The 18,003-nt window shown below is 66.2% G+C and carries 14 protein-coding genes; 9 read left to right on the top strand and 5 right to left on the bottom strand.

Features of this window, described 5'->3' with window-relative positions; genetic code table 11:
- Positions 1-27 precede the first annotated feature (27 nt).
- The 5 genes from TPR58_RS05350 to TPR58_RS05330 are packed head-to-tail and all read right to left on the bottom strand — an operon-like array spanning position 28 to position 7,624.
- On the bottom strand, positions 28-1,224 hold the full coding sequence (locus TPR58_RS05350; RefSeq protein ID WP_346245585.1) for a class I SAM-dependent methyltransferase: 1,197 nt from the start codon (positions 1,222-1,224) through the stop codon (positions 28-30).
- Entirely contained in the window at positions 1,221-2,279 is a 1,059-nt protein-coding gene (locus tag TPR58_RS05345; protein WP_346245584.1) for a nitrilase-related carbon-nitrogen hydrolase, read from the bottom strand. The genes TPR58_RS05350 and TPR58_RS05345 overlap by 4 nt, the downstream gene beginning before the upstream one ends.
- The gene (locus tag TPR58_RS05340) at positions 2,276-3,823 is read right to left on the bottom strand and encodes an FAD-binding oxidoreductase (protein ID WP_346245583.1); all 1,548 of its coding nucleotides are present in this window, start codon (positions 3,821-3,823) and stop codon (positions 2,276-2,278) included. The genes TPR58_RS05345 and TPR58_RS05340 overlap by 4 nt, the downstream gene beginning before the upstream one ends.
- Positions 3,816-5,060 (bottom strand): MFS transporter, encoded by a 1,245-nt coding sequence (locus TPR58_RS05335; protein ID WP_346245582.1) that lies wholly within the window; start codon positions 5,058-5,060, stop codon positions 3,816-3,818. The genes TPR58_RS05340 and TPR58_RS05335 overlap by 8 nt, the downstream gene beginning before the upstream one ends.
- A 29-nt stretch (positions 5,061-5,089) precedes the next feature.
- Positions 5,090-7,624 carry a TonB-dependent receptor gene (locus TPR58_RS05330; protein WP_346245581.1) on the bottom strand — a complete coding sequence of 845 codons (2,535 nt, stop codon included), beginning with the start codon at positions 7,622-7,624 and terminating at the stop codon, positions 5,090-5,092.
- Positions 7,625-7,976: 352 nt separating this feature from the next.
- Here TPR58_RS05330 and TPR58_RS05325 point away from each other — a divergent pair, with 352 nt between their 5' ends.
- From TPR58_RS05325 to TPR58_RS05285, 9 genes are read left to right on the top strand one after another with little or no spacing between them, the layout of a single operon-like run.
- On the top strand, positions 7,977-8,807 hold the full coding sequence (locus TPR58_RS05325) for an HpcH/HpaI aldolase/citrate lyase family protein (RefSeq protein ID WP_346245580.1): 831 nt from the start codon (positions 7,977-7,979) through the stop codon (positions 8,805-8,807).
- Positions 8,800-9,309: a MaoC family dehydratase gene (locus TPR58_RS05320; RefSeq protein WP_346245579.1), complete on the top strand. Its 510-nt coding sequence runs from the start codon at positions 8,800-8,802 to the stop codon at positions 9,307-9,309. Before TPR58_RS05325 ends, TPR58_RS05320 begins: the two co-directional genes overlap by 8 nt.
- A 7-nt stretch (positions 9,310-9,316) precedes the next feature.
- The gene (locus TPR58_RS05315) at positions 9,317-10,498 is read left to right on the top strand and encodes an acyl-CoA dehydrogenase family protein (protein WP_346245578.1); all 1,182 of its coding nucleotides are present in this window, start codon (positions 9,317-9,319) and stop codon (positions 10,496-10,498) included.
- Positions 10,495-11,700, top strand: a complete 1,206-nt coding sequence (locus TPR58_RS05310) for a CaiB/BaiF CoA transferase family protein (RefSeq protein WP_346245577.1) — start codon at positions 10,495-10,497, stop codon at positions 11,698-11,700. Before TPR58_RS05315 ends, TPR58_RS05310 begins: the two co-directional genes overlap by 4 nt.
- Positions 11,700-12,779 (top strand): CaiB/BaiF CoA transferase family protein, encoded by a 1,080-nt coding sequence (locus tag TPR58_RS05305; RefSeq protein ID WP_346245576.1) that lies wholly within the window; start codon positions 11,700-11,702, stop codon positions 12,777-12,779. Before TPR58_RS05310 ends, TPR58_RS05305 begins: the two co-directional genes overlap by 1 nt.
- Entirely contained in the window at positions 12,776-14,011 is a 1,236-nt protein-coding gene (locus TPR58_RS05300) for an MmgE/PrpD family protein (protein ID WP_346245575.1), read from the top strand. The genes TPR58_RS05305 and TPR58_RS05300 overlap by 4 nt, the downstream gene beginning before the upstream one ends.
- On the top strand, positions 14,008-15,321 hold the full coding sequence (locus tag TPR58_RS05295; protein ID WP_346245574.1) for an MmgE/PrpD family protein: 1,314 nt from the start codon (positions 14,008-14,010) through the stop codon (positions 15,319-15,321). The genes TPR58_RS05300 and TPR58_RS05295 overlap by 4 nt, the downstream gene beginning before the upstream one ends.
- Entirely contained in the window at positions 15,318-16,688 is a 1,371-nt protein-coding gene (locus tag TPR58_RS05290) for a phenylacetate--CoA ligase family protein (RefSeq protein ID WP_346245573.1), read from the top strand. Before TPR58_RS05295 ends, TPR58_RS05290 begins: the two co-directional genes overlap by 4 nt.
- Positions 16,688-17,995 carry an amidase gene (locus TPR58_RS05285; RefSeq protein WP_346245572.1) on the top strand — a complete coding sequence of 436 codons (1,308 nt, stop codon included), beginning with the start codon at positions 16,688-16,690 and terminating at the stop codon, positions 17,993-17,995. The genes TPR58_RS05290 and TPR58_RS05285 overlap by 1 nt, the downstream gene beginning before the upstream one ends.
- Positions 17,996-18,003 lie beyond the last annotated feature (8 nt).

Genomic DNA, 18,003 nt, shown 5'->3' with positions numbered 1-18,003 from the left:
CACTGTCTCAGCTGAAAAACGCGCGGGCTACGCCGTCTTCCACGCTCCATAGGCGTGCCAGAAGGCCGCCCGGCCATGATCCTCGTCGCCGCCCGACTTCGCCTGGGGGAAGATATCGGTGTCGACGACCGCACGAACACCGGTCGTGAACAGGCTGTCCGGCGCGAAGCCGGCGTCGATCATCTGCTGCTTCATGTCGAGCGCATGCATCGCCGACCAGAAGGGCTCGTTATTGTTGAACGCGTCCCAGTCGCGAATGAACTGCTCGTACAACGGCATCGCATCCGAATATTCGGGCTGTTCGAGATGGAACATCAGGCCGCCGGGGGCGAGCACGCGATATCCCTCGCGGATGATGCGCGGCAGCGCGGTGCCCGACAATTCGTGGAGGAACATCGTCGTCTGAACCCAGTCGAAATGCCCGTCCTCGAACCGGCTCATGTCCTCCGCGTTCATCTGGACGAAGCGCAGGTTGCGCGCGCCCAGCGCCTGCGCGCGCGCATGGCCATAGCGCAGCGACGGCGCGGCAGTGTCGATCGCGACCACCTCGGTCTCGGGAAAGGCGAGCGCCAGCGGCACGATATTGTGCCCCACCGTGCAGCCTAGATCGAGGATCCGGCGCGGAGTCCAGCCCGGTCGCTCTCGCCGGATCCATTCCACCAGCGCCTGCCCTCCGCCATCCGACAGCGCACCCAGCCCGCCGCCGGTCGTGGCGAAGATGCCCGCGTCGTAATTGGCGCCCGCCGACACGTCGCCCGGCCGATCCTCGCCATGATAGCTGCCCGGCATGCAGTGGATATCGACCGCCGCCTGGTAGCGCGGCACCGCCACGGTCTCGTCCAGCTGCAGCGTGTCGCGCCCCTCGTTGAACTGGCGCACGCGCGCGTCGAGCTCGTCCATCTGGCGCAGCGCCATCTGGCGTCCGTTCTGCTGGCGCATCTCCATCGAGTTGCGCTTCAGCGCGGACCAGAACCGGTGCCAGGGATCCTTGTTCATCGCGCGGCGGATCTCGAACCGGTCCACCGGATCGCGTCCATGCTCGGCACGGAAGGCAGGCAGCACGCGCGTGTCATAGGCGCGCTTGTTGCCCGCGCCGATCGTGCCCGAGAGATATTTGTTCAGGTTGGCCAGGAAGTCGAACCGTGCCGCCTCGTCATGACTGGCCTGCGGGAACACCGGGTGACGGGTGACCGCCGTATAGGGCGGTGGAACATCGTGCTTCATATCAGACCCTCCTTCGCGGCCCGCTCGATCACACCGGCATGGACGCGCGCGAAATGCTCCCGATCGGGAATGTGAAACCCGCCATCGGTTCCGGCAAGGCTGTCCGCAGGCTGCACGACGCGTCCGGAATAGATCGGGGCGAACAGCTCGAGGCGCTGGCGCGCGAGCTGATTGGTCATGCCGGGCTTACGCCGCTGCGCGCGCAGCGCGGGAAGGTCGAGGTCGGCGAAGGCGGTGAAGGTCTCGCCGGGATTTGCCTCGGCCAGGACATGGCCCTTGTAATCGACCACCTGCGAATTTCCGTCCGCCGAGGCTGCAGGCATCGCCGTGCCCGTGATCCCGGCGGTATTGGCGGAGACGATATAGGCGATATTCTCGAACGCCCTCGCCTGCCGTGCGACCGCCTTCGGCGTCGAGAGCGGCGACCCGATCTCCGACGAGGAGTGCACGAAGATCTCCGCCCCCCGCAGGGCATGGGCACGCGCAATCTCGGGGTACAGGATTTCTTCCGACGCGATCGCGGCGATCCGCCCGATCTCGGTCGTGGCGACCGGGAACACGCCCTCGATCCCGTAGCGATCGAGATAGGCGGTCCACACATCGTGCGGCGTCGGCGCGAACATCGAGTTCAGCCGGCGATAGCGCAGCACGACCGCGCCCGACGGCGCCACGACGAAGCTCGTCTGGAAATACAGCCCGGGAAAGGCCGGATCGCGTTCATAGGCATTGCCGGCGAGAAACAGCCCGAGGTCGCTCGCCACACGTCCCAGCGCCGCATATTCGGCACCGTCCATGTCGATAGCGACCTTCTCGGCAAACTCCGACACGCCGATGCGACCCGGATAGCTGGTCATCCAATATTCCGGCAGAACCGCAAGCTTCACGCGGGTGCCGCCATATTGCTCGACGAAGCGGCACGAGGCGACGAGCTTTCGCTGCGTCGCCGCGATGGTCTCCGCCATGCTCGCCGCCACCGCTTCGCGCGACGTGCACCCCTCCACCGAGGTCGCGGCAAGCTGGAGCGCGATCGCGGCGAAGGGTGCAGGTGACGTCACAAGCCGATCGAACCCGGATTCATGCGGTGATCCGGATCGACGGTGTGCTTGACGGCCTCGAGGATGTTCCAGGCACCAGGGTCGCTCCGCGCCTTCAGCGGATAGGAACGGCCGATCTGGAAATGCCCCGCCTCCATCTCGCCGAAAATCTCCATCAACCCGGCGCGCAGCCGGTCGACCAGTGCGCGTGCCTCCGGATTGGCCGGGAAGCGGGTCAGCTTCGCGAAATGGCCCGGCTCGACCGCGCGCTCATGCACCTGTTCCAGCTGGTCCGGCCAGAAGAAGACCGGCTCGATCAGGAAGTTGGTCGTGCCCATGGTCAGGAACAGATAGCCGGCACCGATGTCGAACCGCTCCATCTCCGCGCGGTGCTTCTCGTACAGCGCCACGATCGCGTTCAGCGTCGGCAGCGCCTTGCTGTGGCGCAGCACGCCGTGCGTCGGGACCCAGCGCTCACCCTGCGGTCCGACCATCGAATTGACGTTCGGGAAGGGGTTGGCACGCATCACCTTGGGAATGGTGTTCTCGACCGGGCGCCCGCCCGCCGCCTGGACGATCGCGTTGATCGCCTCCAGATCGGCATCGGCCGACGCCTGGCTGCGACCCTCGCAGATGGTGTGGATCGAAAAGCCCGCATCGTCGAGGAACGAGCGGCCGGCCGCGACGATCTTCGCGCCTTCCTTCAACCCCTTCCAGAATCCGCCCTGCGACTTCATCACGCCGACCAGCGCCTTCGCATCCTTCGCCAAGCTCTCGCGCTTCATGCGCTGGGCCTGGAGGAACGGGTCGAAACCGAAGACCTCGGTCGCGAGACCTGCGCGCGCGATCTCGCTGGTCGCGGTGATGAACGCCTCGGCATCCTGAAACGCGTAGCTGCCATAGGCGAAGGCCTTCGCCTCGCGGATCAGTGGCAGCGTGATATGCGCCTTGATGCCGAAGGCACCGCAATCCCCGGCGAACAGGCCGGTGACGTCGGGACCGAAGGACCGCATTCCGCGATTGCCGGTGCGGATGACGCTGCCATCCGCCAGCACCACGTCGAACGACAGCGCGCTCGACACGATCGGTCCGCGTGCAGCGCCCCAGAACACGCCGTTCTGGCTCATCCCGCCGCCGACATTCGCAATCAGGCCCGACAGGGTTCCCCACACCGGCGGGCGCAGGCCCATCGGGTGCAGTTTCTCATACAGCTTCGCCCAGGTGCAGCCGGCCTCGACAGTCACGGTCATATCGGCCTCGTCGACCGACAGGATCCGGTTCATCGCGGACACGTCCACCACGAGCGCACCTTCCTCGGCAGGAAGCAGGCCCGAAGTATAGCTCATGCCGCCGCCGCGCGGCGCGATCGTGAGCTTTGCGGCGGCCGCGGCGGCAATCCCGCGCGACAGGCTGTCGATGTCGCGGGGACGGAAAATTCCGGCCGGGCGCCGGCCGACACTGAAGATGTCCTGACCGACGAAATCGCGCTCAGCCTCGTCGGTGACGAGCATGTCGGCGCCGACGGCTTCGGCGACCGCTTCGAGTGCAGTCAGTGGATCAGACATTCTGGTGACCACGTTGTTCTCCAGTGGGATAGCGTCCAAGGGTAAGCAGCATCGCACCTCCGACCGCGAACATGACGATCGCGGCCATCAGCATGGCATCATAGCTGCCGGTACGGTCGCGCACCGCCCCGTACAGGATCGGCGAGATGCCCGAGCCGATGCCGAACGGCATATAGAGCATGCCATAGATCCGACCGTAGTGGCGGATGCCGAAATAGCGCGCGGTAAGAAAGGCGATCACGTCCGATTCAGCACCGGCAGCGAAGCCGAGCAGGAACCCGCCCGTCATCAGCAGCGTGAGGCTGGTGCCGGTGCCCATCAACAGGGTACACGCCAGCGCCGGCAGCAGCATAGATGCGAACGCCACGCCCGGAGCCCAGACCCGGTCGAACAGGATGCCGACCAGAACGCGTCCGGTGAGAATGCCCAGTGCGACCACGCCCAGCACGCTTGCGCCGGTCTGCGGCGTGAAGCCGTGCAGACCGACGATCTGCGCCATGTGGATATGCGCGCCGCCATAGGCGATCGAGATCAGGACGATCGACCCGATCAGCATCCAGAAACGATACCCGCGGATCGCCTCCCCCAGCGTCAGCCCGGCGATACTGCCGTCCGCGCTCTTGATGTCGGAGGGAGCTTCCTCCGGCCGGGGTTCGCGAAACCAGAAATAGGTGACCGGCAGCGCCACCAGCAACGGCAGCAATGCCACCGCCGGAAACGCCAGCCGCCACCCGTCCGCCAGGATCGCACGCGCAGCGATTTGCGGCACGATGATCGCCGCAAGGCTGGTGCCGAGCAGCATGATACCGAGCGCAAGGCCGCGGTGACGGGCGAACCACATGCTGATCGCGCGGCTCCACGTCACCGGCGTCGAACCGATCCCGATGATTCCGAGAACCAGCCAGAAGGCGTACCAGCCGGCCAGGCTTCCCGGCACGAAGTAGAAGGAGGCGAAGACGATACCGAATGCGAGCAGCGACCACAGGCCGACTGCGCGTACGCCGATCCGGTCCGCCAGCCCGCCGATTACGGGTGCCAGCAGCGACGCGGTGGTGCCGAAGATCGTCACCCCGACGCTGATCGCTGCGAAGCTCCAGCCGAACTCGTCATGGATCGGTCCCATGACCAGCGGCAACACGTTGAACGGCAGCGGGGAAGCCCCGCATGCCGTTCCAAGGAGTGCGGCGGCCAGCACCCGCCCGCCGAGCCGGAACTCGGACGAAGCGGGTGCCGCCATATGCGACGCGGAAGAGGCCACAGGCGTGGTCACCGTCCGAAGTTGACGCGCAGCCGCGCCAGCACCGTGCGCGGCGGGTTGATGTAGTTATAGCCGAGATAGGTGTTGGCGCCGTAATCGTTCAGGCAGTTGGTGCAGGTGACCGACAACTGCCAGGCACGGTCCGGTCCGTTGAGGGACAGGCCGGCATTGACCTGCCAGAGCCCGGGCGATTCCGACCCCAGGACGATGTCACCATTGCCATAGGGGTTGATCGTGAAGTTGCCGTTCGTGCCGGAGATATCACCACTATAGTAGGTGAGGTTGGCCGACTGGACCTCCTGCGCCGAACGATAGCTGGCGCTGACCGTAGGAACGAGCGACAGCGAGCCGAGCGGCATCTCGTAACTGGCGCCCATCGACAGGGTGAAGTCCGGGGTGCGCACCGGCTTCGCCAGACTGCCGTCCGCCTTGACGATGCCCACACCGCACACGGTCGTCGTGCCCGGTCCGCCGCCGACCGCGCCGGCTGCGATCAACGCCCGGCAGGCCGCCTGCTGCGATGCGACCGAACGGGTTCCATATTCGTCGAACTCGGGCGCCCCCGCATCGATGATGTACTTGTCATCCTGGTAACCGCCATTGACGAAGAGGTTGAGCCCGTCGACTGGCGCGAACGTCAGTTCCGCCTCGATGCCCTTGTTACGATAATCGGCGAAATTCCGGGTGATGAAGGTGACGGCGCCGGTCGGCGACACCAGGCCGGCCGGGGTCTGCAGATCCGACACGTCCGTCAGATAGGCGGTAAGGTTGACGCGAACGCGACGGTTGAAGAATTCCGACTTCACCCCCGCTTCATAGCTCCAGACCTTCTCCGGTGCGAAGGGCAAGGCGTTCGCGGGCGAGCTTACCCGTGCCGCCCATCCGCCCGACTTGAAGCCGCGCGTTGCGCTGGCGAAGATCAGCAGGTCGCGCGACGGCTGATAGTTGATCGCGAACCGCGGGGTCCAGATCTTGGAATTCAGCTCGGTCGGAATGCGCGCGCCGTTCGCCGCGATCAGGTTCTGTGTATCCAGGCAGGTCACCGCGATCGCGCCGCTGCTGCACTGGGGACGGTTGTCCCGGAAATCGATCGTCTTGTTCTCGTCGGTGTAGCGAATGCCGGCGGTCAGCTTCAGCGCGTTGGTGATGTTGAGATCGGCCTGCGCATAGCCGGCATAGGCCTCGGTCGTGTTGCGCATCGTGCGGTCCGCCAGCAACAGCGTCGTCGTCGGCGACGTACTGAAGATGTCGGCGAAGTCCGAATAGTTGCTCTCGGTGATGTAGTAGAAGCCGGCGACATATTCGATCAGATCGTTTCCGATCGTCCCGTTCAGCTTCACTTCCTGACTGAACTGGTCGGCATAGCTGTCGTTGAGAATGACGAAGCCGCCGCGCGCATCGCCCCACACCGCAGGATTCGGATTGGCAAGCGTCGGCGCCGACCGGCCGTCATAGAAATCCAGGCCATATTGCTGTTCCTGGCGGACATAGCCGGTGATCAGCGACAAGGTGGCCTTGCCCCCCAGATCGATCGCGAAGTTCGAGGTGACGAGGTTGCTCTGCGTGCGGTTGCCGTTGAGGAAATTCGCCTTGCGGCCGCTGATGACCAGCGGCGCGAACGGCGATGTCGTCGCCGTGTCGCCTGCGCGATAGCCCGTCGATGAATAGCGCCCGTCGCATTCGGTGGGCACTCGCGGATTGCAGGCGAAGTTGAGGATATTCTCGCCATTCGCCTCGATATACGCATAGGAACCATTCCAGCGCACCCGGCTGCTCAGCTCGCCGCGAAGGCCCAGGCGGACACCCCAGCCGTCATCGTCGTTCATCCGCTGCCCGGTGGTGACGTTGCGGACATAGCCGTCATCGTCCTGCCAGTATCCGCTGACCTTGGCCGAGAAGGTGGGCGCGAGCGGCAGATCGACCGACGCCCGCGCGAGCTTCTTGTTGTAGGTACCGTAGCCGACCTCGGCGAACCCGCCGAACTCGCCCAGCTTGGGCTGCGCCATGATGACGTTGACCGCACCGCCGGTGGTGTTGCGGCCGAACAACGTACCCTGCGGCCCGCGCAGCACCTCGACCCGCTCGACGTCGAACAGGCTCAGATTGTTGGCGCTCTGCCGGCTGATATAGATGTCGTCGATATAGGTGCCGACGGGCGGATCGAAGGTCGGGATCGTCTCGGTATTGCCGAGACCACGAATGTAGAAGCTGTTCGCCGAACCCAGCCCGGTATTCGCCTGCGCGACCATGTTGGGGACGAACTGGGCGATCTCGAGCGTGTTGGTGATCCCGCGCGTCTGCAGCGCCTCCGCCGAGAAGGCCGAGATGGCGATCGGCACGCTCTGCACGCTTTCGTTGCGGCGCTGCGCGGTCACCACGATCTCGGTAAGGCCGCCCTGCGACTCTGCCGCATCCTGAGGAGGCGCGTCCTGCGCTGGCGCGTCCGCCGCAACGGGCGGAGGTGTCGTCGTTCCGGTTGTCTGCGCGCCTGCTGGAACCGTCGCGACAACGGCAAGGAAGCTTGCGGAAGCAAGAAGCTTCATTCTCATGACTCTGACCCTCTCAAATTGCGAACCATTCCAGCTGCGGGCTATTTTTTATTTGTCCGGACAAGTTCAGGCGAAAGGTCTGGCTTGTCAAGCGCCAAAATGCGGCAGGGACAAGCCGTGCGCAACGGCCGCCGATCCGAGCGACGGCGCCGTCACCCAAAATCCGCGGGACGAGCATGAACGCCACTTTTTGCTTATATATTTCAGTTATTTATAATCATACCAGCTTAAGCTGAACGCTGGGAATCTAACCGCTGGCCGGTGTTTTGACCCCGGATGAAATAAACATCTTGACCCGCCCCTGTTGTCCGGACAACTCTATAGCCCTGTCAATCGAGGTGGAACAGTGTCAGCAGCGCATCTCACTTCCTTGCTCTTCGTGTCGGCGGCGACGCCTGCGCGAATCGTCAAGGCGCTCGACAGCGACGCCGATACGGTGTGCGTCGATCTCGAGGATTCGGTTCCCGCCGAGGCGAAGGCCGTAGCGCGCACCGATGCGCTGAAGGCTATGGGCTCGTCACCTCGCCTGTCGCTGCGGACCAATCCGATCGGCACGGCCGAGGGGCTTCGTGACCTGCTGGCGCTGACCGATCATTCCGATCGCCCGTCGCTGCTCCTGCTGCCCAAGGTCGAGTCAGCCAGCGAGATCCGGATCGTTGCCGGCATCCTGCCGGGCGTCGATCTCGTTCCGCTGATCGAGACCCCCGCGGGCCTTAGGGAAACCGCGCGGATCGCCGCGGAACCGGCGGTCGCCGCAATGATGTTCGGTGGCGGCGACATGTCGGCCGAACTGGGCGTCGAGCTTGCCTGGGAGCCACTGGCGGCGGCGCGTGGCGCATTCATCCTGGGCTGTGCCGAGGCGGCGAAGCCTGCAATCGACGTGCCGTTCCTCGGCCTTGCCGATATCGAGGGCCTTGCGGACGAGACCCGTCGCGCGAAGGCGTTCGGCTTTCAGGCAAAGGCCGCGATCCACCCGTCGCAGATCGACGTCATCAACGACGTCATGCGCGCGAGCGACGAAGAGGTGGAAGCAGCGCGAGACGCGATCACTGCGTTCGAAGCCGGCGGCGGTGCCGCCATTCGTTTCAGGGGCAGGATGCTGGAGGCGCCGGTGATGCACCGCCTACGCCGCATCGTCGCCCAATCCGATCATCGAAGGAGCATGAAGAATGCGTGAGGGGGCAAGGGAAATTGCACCGGGCCGGTTCCGTGAGGTATTCGGCCGCGCGTACGAGGATTTCGTCGTCGGGCACATCTACGAGCATCGCCCGGGCCGGACGATCACCGACACCGACAATGTGTGGTTCACGTTGCTGACGATGAACACGCACCCCGCGCATTTCGACTATGAATTCGCGCGCAAGACCGAGTTCGGCAAGCCGCTCGTCTGCTCGCCCTTCACCGTCGCGCTGATGGTGGGAATGAGCGTGTCCGACCTGAGCCAGAAGGCGGTCGCCAACCTCGGCTGGGACAATATCCGGCTGACCGGCCCGCTGTTTCCCGGCGACACGCTCTATGCCGAGAGCGAAGTACTGGAGAAGCGCGAATCGAGCTCACGGCCCGAACAGGGGATCGTCACGGTCCGCACCACGGGTCGCAACCAGCATGGCGATGTGGTTTGCACGTTCAACCGCACAATGCTGATCTGGAAAAGCGGCTGCGGCCCGGTGGACGATTGATCGAACCATGAACAGTCACGACACCCGCAAGCTCTCCGCCGCCCTGCCTCCCGAAGAGGAAGCGGCGCTGCTCGAAACGATCGCGCGCTGGATCGACAAGGATGTCCGTCCGGTCGTGATCGAACACGACCATGGCGACATCTGGCCCGAGGCGATCGTCAAGCAGATGGCCGAATTCGGCCTGTTCGGCGCGGTGATCTCGCCCGAATATGGCGGCCTCGGCCTCCCGGCGGTCACCTATGCCAAGATCGTGTCGATGATCTCGTCGTACTGGATGGCGGTCACCGGCATCTTCAATTCGCACCTGATGCTTGCCGTCGCGATCGAGCGGTTCGGCACCGAGGAGCAGAAGCGCGAATGGCTGCCGCGCCTGGCCAGCGGCGAAATCCGCGGCGGTCTGGCGCTGACAGAACCCAATGCCGGAACCGACCTGCAGGCGATCCGCACCACCGCGGTGCGCGACGGTGACGACTATGTGATCAACGGTACCAAGACCTGGATCTCCAACGGAATCCACGGCAGCTGCTTCGCGCTGCTGGTGAAGACCGATCCGTCCGCGGATCCGCGCTACAAGGGCATGAGCCTGTTCATCGCGCCCAAGGGCGAGGGCTTCTCGGTCGGCAAGAAGTTCGACAAGCTCGGCTACAAGTCGATCGATTCGGCCGAGCTTCAGTTCGATGACTATCGCATCCCGGCAGCCAATCTGATCGGCGGCGTCGAGGGTCAGGGCTTCTTCCAGGCGACCGGTGGACTCGAACTGGGCCGGATCAACGTCGCAGCGCGCGGTGTCGGGCTGGCGGAAGGGTCGCTGCGCCTGGCGACCGAATATGCGCAGGTGCGCGAATCGATGGGCAAGCCCATCGCCGAGCATCAGGCGATCCAGCTGAAGCTGGGCGAAATGGTGACCCGCGCGCGCGCCGCGCGGCTGCTGACCTTCGACGCGGCGGAAGCCTATGATCGTGGCGAGCGCTGCGACATGGAAGCGGGAATGGCGAAGTATTTTGCATCCGAGGCCGCCGTGCGCAATTCCGAGGAAGCGATGCGCATCTTCGGCGGCTATGCCTATTCGAAGGAATTCGAGATCGAGCGCTATTATCGCGACGCCTTGCTGATGTGTATCGGTGAAGGCACCAACGAGATGCAGCGGATCATCATTTCCAAGCAATGGGTGAAGCGGAACCCGGCATGACCCACGGCCCCACCCGATCGCTGCCGCTGGCCGGCTACCGCATCCTGTCCGCCGAGCAATATGGCGCCGCGCCCTATGGCACCATGTTCCTGGCGCAACTGGGCGCGGAGGTCATCAAGATCGAGCCGCCCGCGCAGGGTGACACGGCGCGCGCGGTGGGGCCGCATTTCCTTCGGGCCAACGAGAGCCTGTTCTTCCAGACGTTCAACCTCAACAAGCGCTCGATCACGCTCGACCTGAAGAGCGATGCCGGCCAGCAGGTCTTCCGTCGCCTGGCGGCACGCAGCCACGCCGTGGCCAACAACCAGCGCGGCGACCTGCCGGCGAAGCTGGGCCTGACCTATGACGCACTGAAGGCGGTCAACCCCGCCATCGTCTGTGCGCATCTGTCCGCCTATGGCCGCGGCAATAGTCGCGAGACATGGCCGGGCTATGACTATCTGATGCAGGCCGAGGCCGGGTTCCTGTCGCTGACCGGCGAACCGGATGGCCCGCCCTCGCGGTTCGGCCTGTCGATCGTCGATTTCATGACCGGAACGATGATGTCGGTCGGACTGCTTGCCGCATTGCTGGCGGCGAAAGACACCGGAATCGGTCGCGACGTCGATGTCGACCTGCTTTCCGCCGCGCTGCACCAGACCAGCTATCCGGCGATGTGGTATCTGAACGAGGGCGACATGCTGGGGCGCACCCCGCGCTCGAGTCATCCGTCGGTGACGCCGAGCCAGTTGTTCCGTACCGCGGACGGCTGGATCTTCGTGATGGCGCAGCTGCCGAAATTCTGGACCATCCTGCTCGACCGTGTCGGAAGACTGGACCTTGCCGACGATCCTCGCTTCGCCGCGCCGGCCGATCGCACCGCCAACCGAGATGCGCTGACGCACGAGCTCGATGCGCACTTCTCCAGCCATCCCACCGCGCACTGGCTGTCGGTGCTGCAGGGCCACATGCCGGTGGCGCCGGTCCATGGCCTGGATGGTGCGCTCGACAGCCCCTATCTAGCCGAGACCGGCATGGTGGACGAGGTGGCGCACGTCGACCGCGCCGCGATGAAGGTGCTCGCCAATCCGATCCGGATCGACGGCGAACGCCTGCCCAATCGTGCCGCGCCGTTGCTGGGCGAGGATACCGACGCGGTGCTGGCCGAGGCCGGCTATGATGCGGAAGCGGTCGCGGCGTTGCGTCACGACCGGGTGATCTGATGGGCAAGCTGTCCGGAATCCGCGTCGTCGATTGCTCGCAATTCCTGCCCGGGCCGATGATGACCGTGATGATGGCCGACCAGGGCGCCGAGGTCATCAAGGTGGAACCCCCTGCCGGCGATCCCGTGCGCGCGATGGCGCCGTTCGAGAACGGCCAGTCGGTCTGGTTCCGCAACCTGAACCGCGGCAAGCAGAGCCGGGTCATCGACCTCAAGACCGACACGGGCAAGGCGGAACTCTGGGCGTTGATCGAAAGCGCCGACGTGTTCGTCGAAGGGTTTCGCCCCGGGGTGATGGCGCGGCTTGGATTTCCGCCCGAACTGGTCGCACAGCGCGCGCCGCGCGTCGTCTATTGCTCGGTCAGCGCGTTCGGCCAGACCGGCCCGCTCGCCGATCACCCCGCGCACGACCTTGTGGTCCAGGCGCTGGCGGGTTTCCTGTCGGTGAACGACGGACCCGACGGCACGCCGGTCGTACCCGGCGTTCCCGCGGCCGACATGGCCGCAGGCTTGACCGCCTTGTCCGCGGTGCTGATGGCACTCCTGGGTCGCGCGCAGACCGGGCGGGGCGATTATCTCGACATCGCGATGTTCGAGTCGCTGCTGCCTTGGTGCGTGCACGTCGCCGGCGACGCTCTGGCAGGCGGCACGGCACCCCGTTCCGCGACCCAGCGATCGCTGGGAGGCGCCGCCTTCTATCAGGTGTATCGCACCGCCGACGGCCGCCACATTTCGCTCGGCGGGCGCGAAGCCAAGTTCGTCCGCACCCTGCTGACCGCGCTCGACCGCACGGACCTGATCGCCGCCGCCGAAGGCGAGGCAGGCGCCGGACAGGCACCTGCCCTAACCTTCCTGCGCGAGATCTTCGCGACGAAGACCCGCGACGAATGGACCGAGTGGTTCGCCCATCGCGACGTCGCCTTCGCCCCCGTCCTCGATTTCGCCGAGGCGCTGCGCGAACCGCACATCGCGGAGCGCAACCTCCTGATCGAGGCGGACGGCGCCCATCATCTCGCGCCCGCAATTCGCTTCGCCGGCGAACGCTGGACCGCTGCCCCGGCACCGGAACTCGGCGGATGACGGAACGCGATCCCACGATTACCGAGCGACTGGCCGCGCACCTCATGCGCCCGGTCGACGCGGCCTCGCGGGATCGCGCCCGATTGCACATGCTCGACTGGCTAGGCTGCGTCGGCGCGGCGCGGCGCAGTCCCGTCGCGCTGAAGCTGGAGGGGGAACCCGCGATCAGGCGCGCGGCCTGGCTCGGCAATCTGTTCGAGATGGACGACGTGCATCGCGGCGCGATCCTGCATCCCGGCCCGGTCGTGTGGCCGACCGCGCTACAGGGTGAAGCGGTCGACATCGCGACGCTGCTGGATGCGGCAGTGCGGGGCTATGAAGCCGTCATTGCGATCGGCGCGACCTTCGATGCGCGCCATTATGCGCATTTCCACACCAGTGCGACCGCGGGCGGCTTCGGCGCTGCCGCGACTGCCGCCAGTCTCCACCACGCCGACGCCGATCACTATGTCGCCGCGCTGGGCCTTGCCGGGTCGGTGGCCGGCGGGCTGTGGCAGATGCGGCTTGAGAGCAACGACGCCAAACAATGGCACATCGCCCACTGCGTCGAGACAGGCCGCCGTGCAGCGCGGATGGCGAAGCAAGGCGTGACGGGTCCCAGGGCGATACTGGAGGGGCAACTCGGGCTCCATGCCGCAACCTGTGACACACCGCGACCTCTGATGCTCGGCGAAGGCTGGCGGATCGGCGAGGTCAGCTTCAAGCCGTGGGGCGCCTGTCGCCACGCGCATCCCGCGATCGACGCCGCGCTCGAACTCAAACGACGCGGCCAGCTGAACGGTTGGGTCGAGGTCGAAACCTATGCCGATGCCGTCACCTTTTGCGACCGTCTGACGCCGGCCAGCGTGAACCAGGCGAAATTCTCGCTCCAGCACGCCGTCGCGATCGTCATGGAACGCGGCGAGCCGGCGCTCGCCGATTTCGAGCCGGACAGTTTCGACGCCCTGGCGCAAGCACGCGCGCAGGTGACAGTTCGCGAGGGCGCCGACTTCACCTCCCGATACCCCGCGCATTTCGGCGCCGCGATCCGCAGCGCGAGCGGAGAGGTCGTTCGGATAGACACGCTGGGCGATCCCGAACGGCCGATGGACCGCGACGCGATCGTTGCGAAGGCCACGGCATTGCTCGGCTGGGGCGGTGTGAGCGACACCGGCATCGACGCCGCACTGACGGCCGCGCTGGACAGCGACGATCCCCGCGCGGCGCTCGACTGGATCGAGACATGGGCGTGAGCGCGACTGCCGCCCTGCTCGATTTTGCGTACGCCGCGCACGACTTGCCGGCCTCTGTTCGCGCAACGACTGCGGATCTGCTCGCGGATACGCTGGCAGTTGGCGCCGCCGGCGCAGCATCGCCCGCCGCCCGATCGGTTTCGGAGGCCGTTGCCGCCTGGGGCAAGGGCAGCGATGCGCGGCCGATCGGTCTCACCGGTCGCCTCCCCGCCCCCTCGGCTGCGTTCTTCGGCGGTTTCGCCGTGCATTGCCTCGAATGGGATGCGGTGCACGAGCCCGCCGTCGTCCATGCCCTTTCGGTGGTCACCGCCGCCGTCAGCGCAGCGATCGACCGTCGCGGCGGCTGCAGCGAAGACGAAGCGCTGACCGCGGTCGCGGTGGGCGTCGATATCGCCAGCGGCCTGGGCATCGCCGCCACCAGCGCGTTGCGCTTCTTTCGCCCGGCGACTGCCGGCTGCATCGGTGCTGCACTCGCCGTCGCACGGATCGAACGTCTGGACCGCGCGGGGTTCGACGATGTGCTGGGCCTCGCCTACTCGGCATGCGCCGGAACGATGCAGGCACATGTGGAGGGATCGGTCGCGCTTCCCCTGCAGGTCGCGGCCGCGGCCCGCGCGGCAATCACCGCGGTAGACCTCGCCCGCGCCGGCCTGACCGGACCGCATGATGCACTCGAAGGCCCGTTCGGCTATTTCAGGTTGATCGACGAGGGCGATCTGGCGACCTACACGAGCGAGCTGGGCAAGGTCTGGCGGATCGGCGAGGTCAGCATCAAGCCCTATCCCTCGGGCCGTGCCAGCCATGCGACGCTGAGCACGCTCGCCTCCCTGATCCACAACGGCAGCATCCGGGCCGACACCGTCGCCACGATCCATGCGCAGGTGCCGCCGCTGATCGCACGTCTCGTCGATCGCCCGCTCGCGCACGCCATGGCACCTGCCTATGCCCGGCTGTGCCTGCCCTTTCTCGCCGCGATGATGCTGCGCGACGGCCGTATCGACCCGCGGCGCTTCACGCCGGAAAGTTTCGGCGATGCCGAGTTGCAGGCGCTCGCAGCCAGGCTGGTCGTCCATGTCGACGACAATCCCGATCCCAATGCGCTCTCGCCCCAGCGGCTGACCGTCACCCTGATCGATGGCACTCGCATCAGCCGGCCGATATCCGGCACGCTCGGCAGCCCCGGCGCCCCGCTCGATGCCGCCGGCACCGCTGCCAAGCGCAACCTTGCGCGTGAGCTGGCGGACCCGGCGGTCGATCCGCGCCTTTTCGACGCGCCTTTGGCCTATTTCACGCAACCGGAGGCGGCATGACCTATCCTACCTATTTCGAAGCCTTCGATACCCGGGCGATGCTCGACGCCTATCCGGTCGGCGATGCCTTTGAGGCACGCTATACCGGGATGAGCCGCGACGAGCTGTTCGCGCTGCAGGATGCGCAATTCCGCAAATTGATGATCCGCGGCTGGCAGATCCCCTTCTACCAGCGCCTTTGGGGCGCCAGGGGAATCGAGCCGGGCGACATTCGCGGGCTGGCCGACATCACGAAGCTGCCGACCTACGACAAGTCGGACCTGATGGCCTCGGTCGCCGAATATGCGCCTTTCGGCGACTTTGCAGGCATCGAGGGCGACGATCATCCCCCGGTGATCTTCCACACGACGTCTGGCACCACCGGCCGCCCGCAGCCGCTGCTGTTCGGTCCGAAGGGGCGCGAGGTGCCGAACCTGCTCGTCGGCCGCATGTATCGCTGGCAGGGCCTCAAGCCTGCCGATGTGGTCCAGTCGGTATATGGACACGGCATGATCAACGGCGGCCACTATATCCGCGAGGCCGTTACCCGCTACACCAACTCGATCTTCCTGTCGGCCGGTACGGGGATCGAGACGCGATCGATCAACCAGGTCCGCCTGATGGCCGATTTCGGCGTGACGGTGCTGGCCGGCTTCATCGACTATCTGCGCAAGCTGGCCGATGTCGCGCGCGACGAGGGACTGCTCGAACAGCTCAACATCCGGATGATCTTCGCGCATCTCGGCACCGAGGACCGTTCGGCAGTCGAGGCCGCGTGGGGCGGGGCCAAGGCCTATGACTGGTACGGCGTCGGCGACACCGGCGCGATTGCCGGCGAAGGGCCCGATCGAAACGGCCTCTATGTCTGGGAAGATGCCCAGTATCTGGAACTGCTCGACGTCGACAGCGGTGCCGCGATCGAAACGGGGGATACAGGCGACATGGTGGTCACCTGCCTCTACAAGGACGACATCGCGCCCTGCATCCGCTTCAACACGCACGATATCACGCACGAACTTGCTGGCCAGAGCGACACCGGCATCGTCTTCAAGCGGATCGCCGGGTTCAAGGGTCGCAGCGACAACATGGTCAAGTTGCGCGGGATCAATGTCTTCCCGCACGCCATCGGCGCGATCATCGAAAACCGCCCCGACCTGACCGGCGAGTTCGTCTGCCGCATGGTCCGCGATCCTGCGACCCAGCGCGAGGACATGGTCGTGGTGCTCGAAAGCCGCGGCGGCAGCGCCCGGGACGAGCTTGCCGCGGTGCTGCGCCAGGGGCTCGGCGTGGAGGTCTTGGTCGAATTCGAGACGCCCGGCGGCACCGCGCCGCTGACCCAGATCGACGTCCGGCAAAAGCCGATCCGCCTGATCGACGAACGCGGCTGATGACGGTCGCAGCCCTCTCGCCCGATCGACCCGATATCGCGGGCATGCATGCGGCAGTGCGCTCGGGCGAGACGAGCATCGGCGCGCTGGTGGCGGCGACGCTGGCCGATATCGACCTGCGCGATCCGGCGCTGCGCAGCTTCATCGAACTCGACCGGGACACTGCTCGCGGGGCCGCGGAGGAGAGCGACGCGCGGTTTGCAGCGGGCACCGCGCGTGCGCTCGAAGGGGTGACGATCGGCGTCAAGTCGAACATCGCGGTCGCCGGCCTCGAATGGAATGCCGGCATGGGTCTGCGTCGCGGAATCGTCGCCGACCGGGACGCGCCGTGCGTCGCGCGCCTGCGCGATGCCGGCGCGATCATCCTCGGCACGCTCAATATGCACGAGGCCGCGCTCGGCGCGACGACCAACAATGTCTGGTTCGGCACTGCGATCAATCCGCGCCGGCAGGGGCGTACGCCCGGGGGATCCTCGGGGGGCAGCGGCGCAGCGGTCGCGGCCGGCTTCTGCATCGCCGCGCTCGGCACCGACACGCTGGGGTCGATCCGGATTCCCGCCGCCTATTGCGGCGTCCTCGGCCTCAAGCCGACCAACGGCACTCTGTCGGACGATGGGCTGGTCCCCTTGGCGCGATCGCTCGATTGCATCGGACCGCTCGCCCGCTCGCTGGACGATGTCGAGGCGATCTGGCGGGCAGTGTCCGACCGGGACGATGCGCCGACGCTGAACCGGCTCGTGCTGCTCGACGGGCTCGGAGGTGTCAAGTGCCAGCCCGCCGTCATTGCGGCCTACCATCGCGCGCTGGCTGCGCTCGATCGTCTCGACCGGGCGGCCCTCCGCCTCGGCGACCTTGCGGCGATCCGCACGGCCGGGTTCGTAAAGAGCGCGCGCGAACTGTCGACTTGGCTGGGCAAGGATCGCGTGGAGAAGGCCGAGCTGCTGTCGAGCGAACTTCGCTGGCTGCTCGACTATGCCGATCGCGCCGTCGCGGACCCGACGCTGCTGGCCGTCACCGCCACCGCGCTTCGCGAGGCGATCCGCGACGATGGCGTGCTGCTGCTGCCGACCGCGCCCCAGGTCGCGTTCGAACAGGGCGGCCGGGCGCCTGCCAATCAGGCCGATTTCACGGCGCTCGCCAACGTCGCCGGACTTCCCGCGCTGTCGATCCCGGCCGGTCGAGACGCGGACGGCATGCCGGTTGCGGTACAACTCATCGGACCGGCGCACAGCGAAGTCGCGCTGATCGCCCTTGCCCGGACCCTCGTCGCGCGCGTCGATGCGGACGCGCCGCTCAACCCTGCCTGACGGAGACT

It is taken from the genome of Sphingomonas rustica (genome assembly GCF_039652585.1).
Classification (GTDB): Bacteria; Pseudomonadota; Alphaproteobacteria; order Sphingomonadales; family Sphingomonadaceae; genus Sphingomonas; species Sphingomonas rustica.
The sequence above is the reverse complement of the archived record's forward strand: the minus strand, read 5'-3'. Positions and strand labels throughout refer to the sequence as shown.

Coding starts and splice junctions, on each gene's coding strand:
- TPR58_RS05310 (WP_346245577.1), top strand. CDS start 10,495: ATGACCCACGGCCCCACCCGATCGCTGCCGCTGGCCGGCTACCGCATC.
- TPR58_RS05350 (WP_346245585.1), bottom strand. CDS start 1,224: ATGAAGCACGATGTTCCACCGCCCTATACGGCGGTCACCCGTCACCCG.
- TPR58_RS05335 (WP_346245582.1), bottom strand. CDS start 5,060: ATGGCGGCACCCGCTTCGTCCGAGTTCCGGCTCGGCGGGCGGGTGCTG.
- TPR58_RS05285 (WP_346245572.1), top strand. CDS start 16,688: ATGACGGTCGCAGCCCTCTCGCCCGATCGACCCGATATCGCGGGCATG.
- TPR58_RS05320 (WP_346245579.1), top strand. CDS start 8,800: ATGCGTGAGGGGGCAAGGGAAATTGCACCGGGCCGGTTCCGTGAGGTA.
- TPR58_RS05290 (WP_346245573.1), top strand. CDS start 15,318: ATGACCTATCCTACCTATTTCGAAGCCTTCGATACCCGGGCGATGCTC.
- TPR58_RS05340 (WP_346245583.1), bottom strand. CDS start 3,823: ATGTCTGATCCACTGACTGCACTCGAAGCGGTCGCCGAAGCCGTCGGC.
- TPR58_RS05330 (WP_346245581.1), bottom strand. CDS start 7,624: ATGAAGCTTCTTGCTTCCGCAAGCTTCCTTGCCGTTGTCGCGACGGTT.
- TPR58_RS05300 (WP_346245575.1), top strand. CDS start 12,776: ATGACGGAACGCGATCCCACGATTACCGAGCGACTGGCCGCGCACCTC.
- TPR58_RS05305 (WP_346245576.1), top strand. CDS start 11,700: ATGGGCAAGCTGTCCGGAATCCGCGTCGTCGATTGCTCGCAATTCCTG.
- TPR58_RS05315 (WP_346245578.1), top strand. CDS start 9,317: ATGAACAGTCACGACACCCGCAAGCTCTCCGCCGCCCTGCCTCCCGAA.